The sequence below is a fragment of the Bradyrhizobium sp. SZCCHNR1017 genome (genome assembly GCF_032381375.1).
Classification (GTDB): Bacteria; Pseudomonadota; Alphaproteobacteria; order Rhizobiales; family Xanthobacteraceae; genus Bradyrhizobium.
Genome location: NZ_JAUHIR010000002.1, coordinates 443,882 through 458,544 on the forward strand (window position 1 = coordinate 443,882; position 14,663 = coordinate 458,544).

Sequence of the window (14,663 nt, forward strand, 5' to 3'; positions counted from 1 at the left end):
CGCGCGGCTACATCTGGAACAGGCTGGTCAGCGGCAGATAGGGCTTGACGATCGGCGACTTCAGCACGACGAAGCTGAAGTACTTCTCGATTCCGATGTCCATGTCGGTCAGCCGCTCCATGATGGTCTGGTACTCGCCGATCCCCGCGGTGACGAACTTCATCATGTAGTCGTAGCCGCCGGAGACGAGGTGGCACTCGATCAGCTGGTCGATCTTCTCGACCGCGGCGAGAAAGCGGGCGAAGTCGATCTGGCGGTGGTTCTTCAGGGTGACCTCGGTGAACACGGTCAATGTCTGGCCGAGCTTGGAGACGCAGATCTGCGCCGAGTAGCCCTCGATATAGCCTTCCGCCTGCAGCTTCTTCACCCGCATCAGGCAGGGGCTCGGTGACAGATTGACCAGCTCGGCCAGCTCCACATTGGTGACGCGGCCGTTCTTCTGCAGTTCATGCAGGATCTTGATGTCGATGCGATCGAGCTTCATGAAGCCGTGGTCCCGTGTGGCGCGAGGTCGGGTCCCCATTACAGCAGAAAATTCTGCGCTTGGCCCAACGAAATGTCCGTAAAGCAAGAATGGGGCCGTATCCGCCGGGATTATGCGATGCAAAACAATACGCCGGCGCTGCGCCGGCCGGCAGAATGATATGCCGTCCCGGCCGCGAATCCGGCGCCCGTGCGGCCTGATACCGCTCTAACCTGTCGAAGCCTACAGCCGGAGAGACCGCATGCCCGCACCGCTGGTGCACGTCGAGACATCGCCAACGCTGCCCGCGCGTGCAGATGCCGTGGTCATCGGCGGCGGCATCGTCGGCGTGTTCACGGCCTATTACCTCGCGCGGCGCGGGCTCGCGGTGGCGCTGATCGAGAAGGGCCGCATCGGCGCCGAGCAGTCCAGCCGCAATTGGGGCTGGTGCCGGCAGCAGAACCGCGATGCGCGCGAGCTGCCGATGGCGACGCTGAGCCTCGATCTGTGGGAGCGCTTCGCGGCCGAGAGCGGCGAGGCGACCGGCTTCTCGCGCTGCGGCCTGTTCTATCTCAGCAATGACGAGGCGGAGCTCGCCGGCTGGGCGCGCTGGGGCGAGTTCGCCAAAACCGCCGGCGTCACCACGCACATGCTCGATAGCCGTCAGGCCACGGAGCGCGGCGCTGCCACCGGGCGCAGCTGGAAGGGCGGCGTGTTCTCGCCGACCGACGGCACCGCCAGCCCCGCCGATGCCGCGCCCGCGGTGGCGCGCGCGATCCTGAAGCAGGGCGGCTCGGTGCACCAGATGTGCGCCGTGCGCGGCGTCGAGACCAGCGGCGGCCGGCTGTCGGCCGTGATCACCGAGCGCGGCACCATCCGCACGCCGGTCGCGGTGCTCGCCGCCGGCGCCTGGGCTTCGTCGTTCTGCCATCAGCTCGGTGTCGCACTGCCGATGGCCTCGATCCGCGCCTCGGCGCTCGCTCTGTCGCCGTCGGCGGAGCCGCTGCCCCCGGCGCTGCACACCGCCGCCGTCTCGATCACCCGGCGCGGCGACGGCGGCCATACGCTCGCGATCAGCGGCCGCGGCCGCGTCGATCCTACACTTCAGCAGCTGCGCTTCGCGTCGCACTTCCTGCCGATGTTCGCCAGGCGCTGGCGCAGCCTGCTGCCCGGCGGGCTCGAAGGCCTGCGCGCCGGCCACGAGACGGTCGGCCGCTGGCGGCTCGACGCGCCGACGCCGATGGAGCTGACCCGCATCCTCGATCCCCGGCCGGACCAGGCCACCATCCGCCTGACCCGGGCGCGCGCGGTCGAGCTGCTGCCGGCCTTGAAGCAGAGCCGCGTCACGGCGGCGTGGGCGAGCTACATCGATTCCACGCCCGACGGCGTGCCTGCGATCGACGAGCTCGCCGCGCTGCCCGGCCTGATCGTCGCCGCCGGCTTCAGTGGCCACGGCTTCGGCATCGGGCCAGGTGCGGGCCATCTCATCGCCGATCTCGTGACCTCCGCCAAACCGATCGTCGATCCCAGGCCCTACGCGCCCGCGCGTTTCGCCCGGCATGAGTCCAAGACGGTCGCAGACTTCTGAAGGTTGCGTCTCCGGGACGTTAAGCCCCCGACTGCGCCAGACCGTTCGGTTCGCCGAATTCACCGGTTCCGCTCTGCGGCCCTTCGGTCTGCGGCTGACTTCGTCCAGTCCGTTTGGGGCCTGCTCTTGGAAGGCGTTGCAGAACAATGATGCCTTTTCCCCCCAAACGAGTTCTCAACTTTCTGATTTTGTTGGTATTCGCTGACCTTGCCCCTGGGGCTTAATCCAGTTTGAAGTTCGTTCTGGCCCAACGAGGACCAGAGCATGAAGCGCGGCCGCTTTACGGAAGAACAGATCATTGGGATTTTGAAGGAGCACGAGGCTGGCGTTCCGGTCGCCGATCTCTGCCGCAAGCATGGCGTGAGCGACGCGAGCATCTACAAGTGGAAGGCCAAGTTCGGCGGAATGGACGTCTCGGAGGCCAAGCGGCTGTGAAGACGCTGGAGGACGAGAATGGCGCTGGTGGCCGACACTTCACTCTCGGGCGCCCCGGTCGCCCGGGAGCTGGACCGGCCGGTCGCCGAGCGCGGCAAGCCCAAGATGGTGGTGAGCGACAACGGCAGCGAGCTCACGAGCAATGCCATCCTGACATGGACCGATCAGAGCCGTGTCGCCTGGCACTACATCGCGCCCGGCAAACCCATGCAGAACGCCTTCATCGAGAGCTTCAACGGCCGCCTGCGGGATGAACTGCTGAACGAGACGCTGTTCACCTCGCTCGCCCAGGCCCGCGTTGCGCTCCGATGCTGGCAGGCCGACTATAACGACGCTCGACCGCACTCCCAGCTCGGATGGAAGACGCCATCCGAGTTCGCCGCCACCTGCAATCCGCGTCGGGATCTGGCGCTGCGCTATGCCGAGAGCTCCGCGCCAGCTCCCGCCGCTACGACCGCCCAGATGGCACATCAAACCGCCCGAACGAACTCAGATCTGGATAAAACTTGGGGGCAAGGTCACTGCGGACGAGTCTGATGTTTTGGTAGCAAACGAAACCCGGCTCGCCTCAAAAGTTCATCGCGCCGGATTTTCGGTCAAGGTTTGGTCGTAAAGTGAATTCGTCGGGTGGTTGACTGTTTGGCGGCCCGAACTGTGACCTCCTGCTTGCCAGCCGTCATCACCGCAGCATCAACGCCAGCCAGCATGACGCCGCATTCGATTTGGCCTGGTCGCTACTGACTCCACGTCAGCCCTTTAGCTGGTAGCCAATCTTCCCAATCCGGAGGCAGCTGGGAATAGCTCGCTTGTTTTCTGTAGCTCCCAACGACGGGTTTCAGGTTGTCGCAGGAGCAGAACCTGTCGACGACAGCCTCCTTGATGGCATGAGCGGCTCTCTTTCCCAGTCTGGCTTCTTCGCTGCGGAACTTTCTCCAAAGCAAGACTTCGATGAACTCATGGACGAGAACGCTGTTGAAATCCAATCCCTTCATTTCCGGATAGCTTACGACTAATCGCGGCGCCATCGATGCGCCATTGTGCGACCCGCCCGGACCAAACTTGGTGACATGGACGCGCACGACCTTTGGCAACTGACGCGTAAGCTGCGCAACGAAATCGGAAGCAAATCGATCCTCCACCCGCCGCCATGACAGCACGACGCGCTCCAGACTGGCGCCCGGCAAGTCGTGACGCACGATCGCGTCGCGCAGTCTCTCATCTGAAAACCGAGCTATACCTTGCGCGATCTCCGCTTTGAGCGCATCTGGCCAGGTCACATCATAGTTTTCGGCGCGAAAGAATTCGAGATTTCCAAGTTGGAAGCGGACGTGGGAGACCTCGTCTTCGATCGTTGAAGAAAAGCGAAACTCCATGATGGCCACCTTCATGAAACGCCAGTTGAACGACCGTCGACCGGAGCCGCCATGCCCCGATGCAAGGGTTCAATTCCCTATATTTCGAAGATTTCCAGCTCCGAGAAGCCGTTGCAGCGGCGGTCACATTGGCCGAATCGCCTAGTCGCACGAGACGCGATTACCCATCCGCCGGCACGTCCTGCCATCACTGAAATAGGTCGTGCTTCCGACCGTGTGCGACGACGTGCCATCGCTGTAGTAGGTGTGGTTGCCGATCTGCTGCGAGCTGCTGCCGTCGTTGTTGTAGGTGAAGCGCCCGATCTGCTGGGACGAGGAGCCGTCGCTCCAATAGGTGTTGTTGCCGATCCGCTGTCCCGACGTCCCGTCGTCGCACAGGATCTGGTTGCCGATGAGCTGGCAGGTCTCGGCCTGAGCTGCTGTCGCCGCCCACAGGCCGAACGCGATCGCGAGAGCGTGGCGCATGAAGTCGATTCCCTAAATTACAATATCCAATCGCAACCCACGCGCGAGCGCAACGGAAAACGATCCGTGATGATCTGTGCGGATCAACGTCCGGCGCCGCGCGTCCTGGTCTTGCCGGCGGCTCCGCCGACCCGGAACGCCCGCATCTGGCCGCTGAGAAAGCGCAGCAGATGGCTGGCGGCATGCGGCAGCTCGCGGCCGCGCCGGGTGATGACGCAGGCTTCGCTCGAGGCCAGCAGGCGGTTGTCCACCGGCACGGCGGCGAGGGAGCCGTCGGCAAGATCGGCGGCGATCGCGAAGGCCGGCAGGAGCGTCAGGCCGAGGCCGCTCCTGACGAAGTGGCGGAGCACGTTGATGGAGCTGGTGGTGAGCTTCGGCGACAGGGCGATGCGCTCGGCGGCCTCCGCCATTGCCACGACCTGACGCGTGCCGTAGCTCGGATGCATCAGTCCGAGGGGGTGATCGGCGAGCTCGCGCAAGCGCAAGGGACGGCCGAGCCGCGCGAGCGCATGATCCGGCGGCATGATCGCGCAGAGCGGCTGCCGGCTCGCGGTCGCGATCCGGATGCGCGGATCGGCTGATGGGTTGAACACCAGGCCGATGTGATGGCGGTCTTCGGCGACGGCATTCACGACCTCGTTGGTGCCGGCCAGATCGAACGCCATGGTGAGGTCGGGATGGCGTTGCCAGAACCGGCCGAGCGGGCCGGACATCAGGTCGCTGACGAAACCCTCGCCGAGCACGATGTCGACATGGCCGCGTTTGAGCCCCTGCAATTCGCGCAGCTTGGCGACGGTGTCGGCCTGGTCGGCCTGCCATTGCCGGAAGCGCTCGACCAGCAGCGCGCCGGCCGCGGTGGCGCGGATGCCGCGGCTGAGGCGCTCGAGCAAAGTGAGGCCGAGCTCCTTTTCCAGCAGCGCGATCTGCCGGCTGATCACCGACGCGTTGACGTCGAGCGCTTCGGCGGCGGCGCGCACCGAGCCGAGGCGGATCGCCTCGTGCAGATAGTGCAGGCGGTGGTGATCGAGCAGGGCGGACATGGCTTCGGAACGTGTTGACCTGAGGTCAACACTAGCGGCGGACGGCGCTGATGTCTGCTCCGGAATTGCGCGGCTACGCTGGCGAGGCAAATCTGGCAGGAGGCCTCGTGACCGCGGTCGGCATCATCGGACTTGGCAACATGGGGCGCGGTATGGCGCTGACGCTGAAGGGCGCGGGCTTCGCCGTCACCGGCTACGACACGCTAGCCGCGACGCGCGCGGCGCTCGCGGCCGAGGGCATCGCGATTGCCGACGGCATCGGCGGCGTGATCGCCGCCGCCGACATCGTGATCCTGTCGCTGCCGACCGCCGGCATCGTCGCCGATATCGTGGAAGGCGCCGGCGGTATCCTCGCGCAGGCCAGGGCCGGCGTCGTCATCGTCGACACCTCGACCTCGCATCCCGAGACCTCGCGCCGGCTCGCAGCCCTTCTCAAGGCGCGCGGCATGGGCTTCGTCGATGCGCCGGTCAGCGGCGGGCCGAAGGGCGCGGCGACCGGCACCATGACGATGGTGATCGGCGCCGACGGCGATGATCTCGCGCGCGTGCTGCCGGTGCTGGAGCGCATGAGCGCCAAGCGCGTCCATGTCGGCGGCGTCGGCGCCGGCAACGTCGCCAAGATCGTCAACAATCTCCTCTGCGCCGCGCATCTGCTGACCGCCGCGGAGGCGCTGCGCATCGCCGATGCGGCGGGCGTCGACGCAGTGCGGCTGCTCGAAGGGCTCAATGCCGGCTCCGGCCGCTCCGGCGTCACGCTCGTCAACGTGCCCAACTGGATTCTCAACGGCGCCTTCGACTCCGGCTTCACCATGCAGCTGATGCGCAAGGACGTCAGGCTCGCGGCGCAGTTCATCGGCGAGCTCGGACTGTCGCTGCCGATGGCCGCCGACACCGCGCGCATCTGGGCGGACAGCGCCGCCAGCATCGCCGACACCGATGATTTCAACCGCATCGTCGAGCTGCAGCTCGCTCCGATGCCGAAGCCGTGAGCGTGCCGCCATGACCCATTTCATCGATCCCCGCCTGCGCGCCGCCACGCTGCCGTTCTGGCCTGACTTGGAGGCCGTTGGTTCCCATGTCGGCGGTGACCTGATCGTCGGCGATGGCGCGACGGTCTCGGTGAATGATCCCGCCACCGGCAGATTGCTGTTCACCTATGCCGATGCCGGTGCCGACGTGGCGGCCAAGGCGGCTGCTGCTGCGGGGGCGGGGCAGGCGGAATGGGTGAAGCTGACCGCCGCGGGCCGCGGCCGCGTGATGCAGGCGGTGGCGCGGGCGATCCTCGCCGCGGCCGAGCCGCTGGCGCATCTGGAAGCGCTGTCCGCCGGCAAGCCGATCCGCGACACCAGGGGCGAGGTCGCCAAGGTCGCGGAGATGTTCGAGTACTATGCCGGCTGGGCCGACAAATTCCACGGCGACGTCATCCCGGTGCCCTCAAGCCATCTCAACTACACGCGTCGCGAGCCGATGGGCGTGGTGCTGCAGATCACGCCGTGGAATGCGCCGATCTTCACCGCGGGCTGGCAGATCGCGCCAGCGATCAGCATGGGCAACGCCGTGCTGCTCAAGCCCTCGGAGCTGACGCCGCTGACCTCGCTGGCGCTGGCAGGCATCGCCGAACGCGCGGGCTTGCCGAAGGGCGTCGTCAACGTGCTCGCCGGTTTCGGCCACACCACGGGGCAGGCGGCGCTGGTGCAGCCCGCGGTCAGGAAGGTGGTGTTCGTCGGCTCGGTACCGACCGGGCGGCTGATCGGCGAGGCTGCGGCGCGCAGGCTGTTGCCGTCGGTGCTCGAGCTCGGCGGCAAGTCCGCCAACATCGTGTTCGCCGATGCCGATCTCGAACGCGCCGCCGTCGGCGCGCAGGCCGCGATCTTCGGCGGCGCCGGACAGAGCTGCGTCGCCGGCTCCAGGCTGCTGGTGCAGAGCGCGGTCTATGACTGCTTCGTCGATCTGGTTGCAAAAGGTGCAGTGAAGATCAAATGCGGCGATCCGCTGTCGGCGGACACCGAGATCGGTCCGATCAACAACGCCAGGCAATATGATCACGTGCTGTCGTTGATCCGGGAAGGCGCGGCGGAGGGGGCGGAGATCGCCGCTGGCGCAAATGGCGTGGCGCAGGACGGCGGATATTTCGTCAAGCCGACCGTGCTCAAGAACGTCACCAACGCCATGGGTATCGCGCGCAAGGAGGTGTTTGGTCCGGTCGTCGCCGCGATCCGCTTCGACACCGAGGCGGAGGCGATCGCGATCGCCAATGACAGCGAGTTCGGCCTCGCGGGCGCGGTGTGGACCAGGGATGTCGCGCGCGCGCATCGCGTCGCAGCACAGGTCAAGGCCGGGACGTTCTGGATCAACGCCTACAAGACCATCAATGTCGCCTCGCCGTTCGGCGGCTACAACAACAGCGGCCATGGCCGCTCCTCCGGCATCGAGGCGCTGTACGAATACACGCAGGTGAAGAGCGTGTGGGTCGAGACCGCGGCCGAGCCGGCCGTGGCGTTCGGCTACGCGCCGGGCTTGCGCGACTGAGCGGGCATGGCATGATCGGTGCAAGAGCTGCGCGCCACGGAACGACCACTTAGTTCCGAAATAAGGAACGGACACATGCCGCGCTTCGTCAACGTCGCCATTGGTCAGCTCGGCCCGATTGCCAAGAGCGAAACACGGACCGCGGTGGTTGCGCGACTGATGGCGTTGATGCGGCAGGCGCACGCCAATGGCTGCGACCTGATCGTTTATCCCGAGCTCGCGCTGACGACGTTCTTCCCGCGCTGGTACATGGCCGATCAGGCCGAGATCGACCTCTATTTCGAGCGCGAGATGCCGGGGCCGGAAACGCAGGCCCTGTTCGCGCTCGCGAAAGAGCTGCGCATCGGCTTCTGCCTGGGCTATGCCGAATTGGCGCTCGAGGACGGCATCGTGCACCGCTACAACACCGCCATTCTCGTCGACAAGACCGGCGCGATCGTCTCGAAATACCGCAAGGTGCATCTGCCGGGACATGCCGAGCACGAGCCGTGGCGCAAGTTCCAGCACCTGGAAAAGCGCTATTTCGAGCCCGGCAAGCGCTTCGGCGTCGTGAGCGCCTTCGGTGGCGTCATCGGCATGGCGATCTGCAACGACCGCCGCTGGCCGGAGACCTATCGCGTGATGGGGCTGCAGGGCGTCGAGATGGTGCTGATCGGCTACAACACGCCGGTGCACAATCCGCCCGCGCCGGAGCATGACGATCTCTCGCTGTTCCACAACCGCCTCGTGATGCAGTCCGGTGCCTATCAGAACGGCACCTGGGTCATCGGCGTCGCCAAGGGAGGCATCGAGGAGGGCATCGACCACATCGCCGGCAGCTGCATCATCGCACCCTCCGGCGAGATCGTCGCGGCCTGTGCCACCAAGGGCGATGAGATCGCGCTGGCGCGCTGTGACCTCGATTTGTGCAGATCCTACAAGCAGACGGTCTTCAACTTCGACGTCCATCGCCAGCCGCAGGCTTACGGCATGATCGTCGAGCGCAAGGGCGAGACGCTGATGGCCGACGGCTCGCCCGTCAGAAAGCAGGCGTGACGCACGATGTTGCTGCACGGCACTTTCCGTAGCCCGCATGAGCGAAAGCAACATGCGGGTTCGCATGAACTGTGCGGGAGAACCCGGGGGCGCTGCGCTCGCCCGGGCTACGCAAAAGCTTGCGCTCCGTGCCTCATTTGCGTTCAAATGAATGCACTCCACGTGCATGGCATGGACCTTGCTTATAATTTCGGCAATTGAACTTGGCATGTTGCATCAGGAGAGAACATGGATCGCAGGACGGTATTGAAGGGATTGGCGGGCGCGGGTGGTCTGGCGCTGACGGGGATTGCGGCACCGGCGATCGCACAAGGCGCTGCCGCACGCACCTTGCGTTTTGTGCCACAGGCCAATCTCGCCAATTTCGATCCGATCTGGGGCACGCAATATGTCGTGCGCAACGCGGCCGCGATGGTGTGGGACACGCTGTACGGCATCGACGACCAGTTCGTGCCGCAGCGCCAGATGGTGGAATCCGAGCAGGTGTCCGACGACGGCCTGACCTGGACCTTCAAGCTGCGCCCGGGACTGAAATTCCATGACGGCGAGCCGGTGCTCGCCAAGGACGTCGTCGCCAGCCTCACGCGCTGGTCGGCGCGCGATCCGATGGGCCTGATGCTGAAGGCGCTGCAGAACGAACTGACGGTCGTCGACGACAAGACCTTCAAATGGGTGTTGAAGCAGCCCTATCCGAAGATGCTGTTCGCGCTCGGCAAGGGCAATGCGCCCTGCGCCTTCATCATGCCCGAGCGCATTGCGCAGACCGACCCGTTCAAGCAGATGTCGGAATATGTCGGCTCTGGCCCGTTCAAATTCGTCAAGGGCGAGTGGGTGCCGGGCGCCAAGGCCGTGTTCGAGAAGTTCACCGACTACGTGCCGCGCCAGGAGAAGCCGGTGTGGCTCGCCGGCGGCAAGAAGGTGCTGGTCGATCGCGTCGAATGGGTGATCATGCCGGACCCCGCGACCGCCGCCGCCGCGCTGCAGAACGGCGAGGTCGACTGGTGGGAGAACCCGATCACCGACCTGGTGCCGGTGCTGAAGGGCAACAAGAACATCGGCGTCGACATCGGCGATCCGCTCGGCAATGTCGGCTCTTTCCGCATGAACCACCTGCATGCGCCGTTCAACAATGTGAAGGCGCGCCAGGCCATCCTGATGGCGATGAGCCAGGAGGACTACATGCGCGCGCTGGTCGGCGACGACAACGCGCTGTGGAAGCCGCTGCCCGGCTTCTTCACCCCGGACACGCCGCTCTACACCGAGGCCGGCGGCGACATCCTCAAGGGCAAGCGCGACTTCGCGGCGGCCAAGAAGCTGCTCGAGGAAGCCGGCTACAAGGGTGAGCCGATCACCTGCGTGGTCGCGCAGGACCAGCCGATCACCAAGGCATTCGGCGACGTTACCGCCGATCTCCTCAAGAAGCTCGGCATGACCGTCGACTTCGTCGCCACCGATTGGGGCACCGTCGGCGCCCGCCGCGCGCAGAAGACGCCGCCTTCGCAAGGCGGCTGGCACATGTTCCACACCTGGCACGCAGGTGCCGACTGCATCAACCCGGCCGCCTACACCGCGCTGCGGGCCAATGGTGACAAGGCTTGGTTCGGCTGGCCGACCAGCGAGCCGGTGGAGAAGGAGATCACCAACTGGTTCAACGCCAAGTCGCTCGACGAGGAGAAGGCGGTCGCCGGCCGCATCAACAAGGCGGCCATCGACGACGTGGTGTTCGCACCCACCGGGTTCTTCCTCGGCTATACCGCTTGGCGCAAGAACGTCTCGGGCGTGACCAAGGGGCCGATCCCCTTGTTCTGGGGCGTGTCGAAGACCGCATAGGGCGAAAGACCTCCCATGCTCACCTATGCGCTCCGCCGAGTCCTGTCGACGCTGCCGGTGATGGCGATCGTCGCGCTGTTCGTCTTCAGCCTGCTCTACATCGCGCCGGGTGATCCGGCCGTTGTGATCGCAGGCGACCAGGCGAGCCCGGCCGACGTCGAGCGTATCAGAGCCAATCTCGGACTGGACCAGCCATTCCTGGTCCAGTTCGGCAGCTGGGTTTGGCGCCTGCTGCACTTCGATCTGGGCACCTCGATCTTCACCAACCTGCCGGTGTCGGCATTGATTGCCCAGCGTATCGAGCCGACGCTGTCGCTGATGATGGTCACCCTGGTCCTCACGATCATCATCGCCGTGCCGCTCGGTGTCATCGCGGCCTGGAAGGCGGGCACCTGGATCGATCGGATCATCATGGCCTTCGCCGTGTTCGGTTTCTCGGTCCCGGTGTTCGTGGTCGGCTACATCCTGGCCTACGTCTTCGCGCTGAAGTTCGATTGGCTTCCGGTGCAGGGCTACACGCCGCTGGCCCAAGGGTTCTGGCCGTGGCTGCAGAACCTGATCCTGCCGGCGGTCGCGCTCGGCTGCGTCTACATCGCGCTGATCGCGCGCATCACCCGCGCCGCGATGCTCGAGGTGCTGCAGCAGGATTACATCCGCACCGCGCGCGCCAAGGGCCTGGGGCAGGGCGGCATCCTGTTCATTCATGCGCTGAAGAATGCCGCGGTGCCGATCGTCACCGTCGTCGGCATCGGCATCGCGCTCCTGATCGGCGGCGCCGTCGTCACCGAGAGCGTGTTCGCCATTCCGGGCCTTGGCCGGCTCACCATCGATGCCATCCTGCGCCGTGACTATCCGGTCATCCAGGGCATCGTGCTCTTGTTCAGCTTCGTCTACGTGCTCGTCAATCTCCTGATCGACGTCACCTACACCCTGGTCGACCCGAGGATCCGCTATTGACCGCCACGACCTCCATATCGCCGCCGCCAGGCCTCGTCCTCGCGCCTGTTCTGCCCGACCTGATGGTCGCGCCGAAGATCCGGCGCGGCGCCATCGGCTTCCTGCGCAACCATCCGACGGTTGCGATCGGCGGCGCGCTCCTGCTGCTGCTCGTCATCATCGGCGTGTTCGCGCCATTCCTCTTCACCGTCGATCCCACCGCGATCGCGCCGGCCAAGCGCACGCGGCTGCCGTCGGCGGATTTCTGGTTCGGCACCGATGCGCTCGGCCGCGACATTTATTCCCGCGTGCTCTATGGCACCCGCGTCTCGCTGACGGTCGGCCTCGCGGTGGCGCTCGGCGCCTCCCTGATCGGCCTCACCATCGGTCTTGTCGCCGGCTTCCTGCGCTGGGCCGATGGCGTCCTGATGCGCTGCATGGACGGGCTGATGTCGATACCGCCGATCCTGCTCGCGGTGGCGCTGATGGCGCTGACGCGTGGCAGCGTCGGCAACGTCATCCTCGCCATCACCATTGCCGAGATCCCGCGCGTGGCGCGGCTGGTGCGCGGTGTCGTCCTGAGCTTGCGAGAGCAGCCCTATGTCGATGGCGCGGTCGCCTCGGGCACGCGCACGCCGATGGTGATCCTGCGCCACATCCTGCCCAACACCATGGCGCCGATGCTGGTGCAGGCGACCTACATCTGCGCCAGCGCGATGATCACCGAGGCGATCCTGTCCTTCATCGGCGCCGGCACGCCGCCGACCATCCCGTCCTGGGGCAACATCATGGCCGAAGGCCGCGCGCTGTGGCAGGTCAAGCCCTTCATCGTGTTCTTCCCCGCCGCGTTCCTCTCGGTGACCGTGCTCGCCGTCAACCTTGTCGGCGACGGCCTCCGCGACGCGCTCGACCCGCGCATGGCGAAGAGCCCATGAGCAGCGCAGTCAGAGATCGCCGGGAGCTCAAATGATGCCGCTGCTCGAGGTCGAGAATCTCCAGGTCCATTTCCGCACACCGACCGGCATCAACCGTGCCGTCGATGGCGTCTCCTTCCACGTCAACCCCGGCGAGACGCTCGCCATCGTCGGCGAATCCGGCTGCGGCAAGTCGGTGACGTCAATGTCGATGATGCGGCTGATCCCGGAGCCGCCGGGCAAGATCGCGGGCTCGATCAAGCTCGAGGGCAGGGACATTCTTAAGCTCTCCGACCGCGAGATGCGTCAGCTCCGCGGCAACGACATCTCGATGATCTTCCAGGAGCCGATGACGAGCCTCAACCCGGTGCTGACGGTCGGCCGCCAGATCGGCGAGACCCTGCGGTTGCATCAGGGGCTCGATCAGGCGCAGGCCGAGGCGCGCGCGGTGGAGATGTTGACGCTGGTCGGCATCCCTGAGCCGGCACGCCGCGTGCGCGAATATCCGCACCAGCTCTCCGGCGGTATGCGCCAGCGCGTGATGATCGCGATGGCGCTGGCCTGCAACCCGAAGCTCCTGATCGCGGACGAGCCGACCACCGCGCTCGACGTCACCATCCAGGCGCAGATCCTCAAGCTGATGCTGGAGCTGAAGCAGCGCGTCGGCGCCGCGATCATCCTGATTACCCACGATCTCGGCGTCGTGGCCGAGGTCGCCGAGCGCGTGATGGTGATGTATGCCGGCCGCAAGGTCGAGGAAGCGCCGGTCAGGGAGCTGTTCCGCTCGCCGCGCCATCCCTATACGCAGGGCCTGCTCGGCGCGCTGCCCAAGCTCGGCTCGTCGCTGTCGGGCGAGACCAGGCGTCTCGCGGAAATTCCCGGCCAGGTGCCGGACCTCAAGCAGCGCATCGAGGGCTGCGTGTTCGCCGGCCGCTGCGCGCTTGCCACCGACGTCTGCCGCCAATATGCGCCGGGGCTGGAGCAGAAGGCCAAGCATCACATCGCCGCCTGCCATTTCGCTGCCAAGGAGCAGGCCGCCGCATGACCATGCCGCTGCTCCAGGTCAACGACCTCAAGAAGCATTTCCCGATCCGCAGCGGCCTGTTTGGGCGAGCCAAGAGCCGGGTGCACGCCGTCGACGGCGTGTCGTTCGAGATCGCGCGCGGCGAGACGTTGTCGCTGGTCGGCGAATCCGGCTGCGGCAAGTCCACCGTCGGCCGCGCCATCCTGCGCCTGTTCGACATCACGGCCGGCCAGATCGTGCTCGACGGCACGCGGATCGACGATCTCGGCCCGGGCAGCCTGCGCGACATGCGCCGCCGCGTCCAGGTCGTGTTCCAGGACCCGTTCTCGAGCCTCAATCCGCGGATGCGGATCCGCGACATCCTGGCCGAGCCGATCAACAATTTCGGCCTCGCCAAGACTGCGGCCGAGCGCGATGCGCGCATTGCCGAGCTGATGGAGATCGTCCGGCTGCCGCGCGACGCCGTGAACCGCCGTCCGCACGAATTCTCCGGCGGCCAGCGCCAGCGCATCGGCATTGCGCGGGCGCTCGCCGCCAAGCCCGACCTGATCGTCTGCGACGAGGCGGTCTCCGCGCTCGACGTCTCCGTCAAGGCGCAGATCGTCAACCTCCTGCAGGACCTGCAGCGCGAATTCGGCCTCGCGCTGCTGTTCATCAGCCACGACCTCGCCATCGTCGAGCACATGACGCACCGCGTCGCCGTGATGTATCTCGGCCGCATCGTCGAGCTCGCCCCCAGACGGCAGATCTTTGCGTCTCCCGGCCATCCCTACACCAGGGCGCTTCTCTCAGCCGTCCCAATTCCCGAACCCGGCGCCGAGCGCACCCCGATCATTCTCAAGGGCGACGTTCCCAGCCCCGTCAACCCGCCCAAGGGCTGCCGCTTCAACACCCGCTGCCCGCTCGCATTCGAACGCTGCCGAATGGAGGCGCCCGAGCTGCGTCTGAAGGGCGAGGACCAGTGGGTGGCGTGCCATCTGGAGAATGCGTAGTTGTAGTAGCGTAGGGTGGGCAAAGGCGCTACGCGGCGA

General features: G+C 66.0%; 13 protein-coding genes and 1 pseudogene. 10 read left to right on the forward strand and 4 right to left on the reverse strand.

The genetic code is table 11. The annotated features are described in order from the left end of the window. Positions 1-7: 7 nt before the first annotated feature. The gene (locus tag QW863_RS07605; protein ID WP_008962239.1) at positions 8-484 is read right to left on the reverse strand and encodes an Lrp/AsnC family transcriptional regulator; all 477 of its coding nucleotides are present in this window, start codon (positions 482-484) and stop codon (positions 8-10) included. A 241-nt stretch (positions 485-725) separates the two neighbouring features. On the opposite strand from QW863_RS07605, the gene QW863_RS07610 reads away from it, so the two are divergent. Then, entirely contained in the window at positions 726-2,051 is a 1,326-nt protein-coding gene (locus QW863_RS07610) for an FAD-binding oxidoreductase (RefSeq protein WP_315714612.1), read from the forward strand. Between the two features lie 264 nt (positions 2,052-2,315). After that, positions 2,316-3,023, forward strand: a pseudogene (locus QW863_RS07615) (transposase). Positions 3,024-3,220: 197 nt separating this feature from the next. On the opposite strand, the gene QW863_RS07620 reads toward QW863_RS07615, so the two are convergent. The 3 genes from QW863_RS07620 to QW863_RS07630 form a co-directional block, all read right to left on the reverse strand. Further along, a complete protein-coding gene (locus QW863_RS07620) occupies positions 3,221-3,874 on the reverse strand; it encodes a hypothetical protein (protein ID WP_315714610.1) in 654 nt (217 codons plus the stop codon). A gap of 126 nt (positions 3,875-4,000) precedes the next feature. Then, positions 4,001-4,324, reverse strand: coding sequence for a hypothetical protein (locus QW863_RS07625; protein WP_315714609.1), 324 nt, complete (start codon positions 4,322-4,324; stop codon positions 4,001-4,003). A gap of 83 nt (positions 4,325-4,407) precedes the next feature. Further along, entirely contained in the window at positions 4,408-5,364 is a 957-nt protein-coding gene (locus tag QW863_RS07630) for a LysR family transcriptional regulator (protein WP_315714608.1), read from the reverse strand. A 107-nt stretch (positions 5,365-5,471) separates the two neighbouring features. On the opposite strand from QW863_RS07630, the gene QW863_RS07635 reads away from it, so the two are divergent. From QW863_RS07635 to QW863_RS07670, 8 genes are all read left to right on the forward strand, one after another. Then, complete coding sequence (locus QW863_RS07635; protein ID WP_315714969.1) at positions 5,472-6,353, forward strand: NAD(P)-dependent oxidoreductase; 882 nt, start codon at positions 5,472-5,474, stop codon at positions 6,351-6,353. A 10-nt stretch (positions 6,354-6,363) separates the two neighbouring features. Beyond that, entirely contained in the window at positions 6,364-7,893 is a 1,530-nt protein-coding gene (locus QW863_RS07640) for an aldehyde dehydrogenase family protein (protein ID WP_315714607.1), read from the forward strand. Positions 7,894-7,968: 75 nt separating this feature from the next. Further along, positions 7,969-8,928 carry an N-carbamoyl-D-amino-acid hydrolase gene (locus tag QW863_RS07645; protein WP_315714606.1) on the forward strand — a complete coding sequence of 320 codons (960 nt, stop codon included), beginning with the start codon at positions 7,969-7,971 and terminating at the stop codon, positions 8,926-8,928. A gap of 228 nt (positions 8,929-9,156) precedes the next feature. Beyond that, complete coding sequence (locus tag QW863_RS07650; protein ID WP_315714605.1) at positions 9,157-10,758, forward strand: ABC transporter substrate-binding protein; 1,602 nt, start codon at positions 9,157-9,159, stop codon at positions 10,756-10,758. A 15-nt stretch (positions 10,759-10,773) separates the two neighbouring features. Further along, on the forward strand, positions 10,774-11,715 hold the full coding sequence (locus QW863_RS07655) for an ABC transporter permease (RefSeq protein ID WP_315714604.1): 942 nt from the start codon (positions 10,774-10,776) through the stop codon (positions 11,713-11,715). Continuing rightward, a complete protein-coding gene (locus tag QW863_RS07660; RefSeq protein ID WP_315714603.1) occupies positions 11,712-12,629 on the forward strand; it encodes an ABC transporter permease in 918 nt (305 codons plus the stop codon). The genes QW863_RS07655 and QW863_RS07660 overlap by 4 nt, the downstream gene beginning before the upstream one ends. A 34-nt stretch (positions 12,630-12,663) precedes the next feature. Next, positions 12,664-13,653: an ABC transporter ATP-binding protein gene (locus tag QW863_RS07665; RefSeq protein ID WP_315714968.1), complete on the forward strand. Its 990-nt coding sequence runs from the start codon at positions 12,664-12,666 to the stop codon at positions 13,651-13,653. Beyond that, positions 13,650-14,624 carry an oligopeptide/dipeptide ABC transporter ATP-binding protein gene (locus tag QW863_RS07670; protein WP_315714602.1) on the forward strand — a complete coding sequence of 325 codons (975 nt, stop codon included), beginning with the start codon at positions 13,650-13,652 and terminating at the stop codon, positions 14,622-14,624. Before QW863_RS07665 ends, QW863_RS07670 begins: the two co-directional genes overlap by 4 nt. Positions 14,625-14,663: the final 39 nt, after the last annotated feature.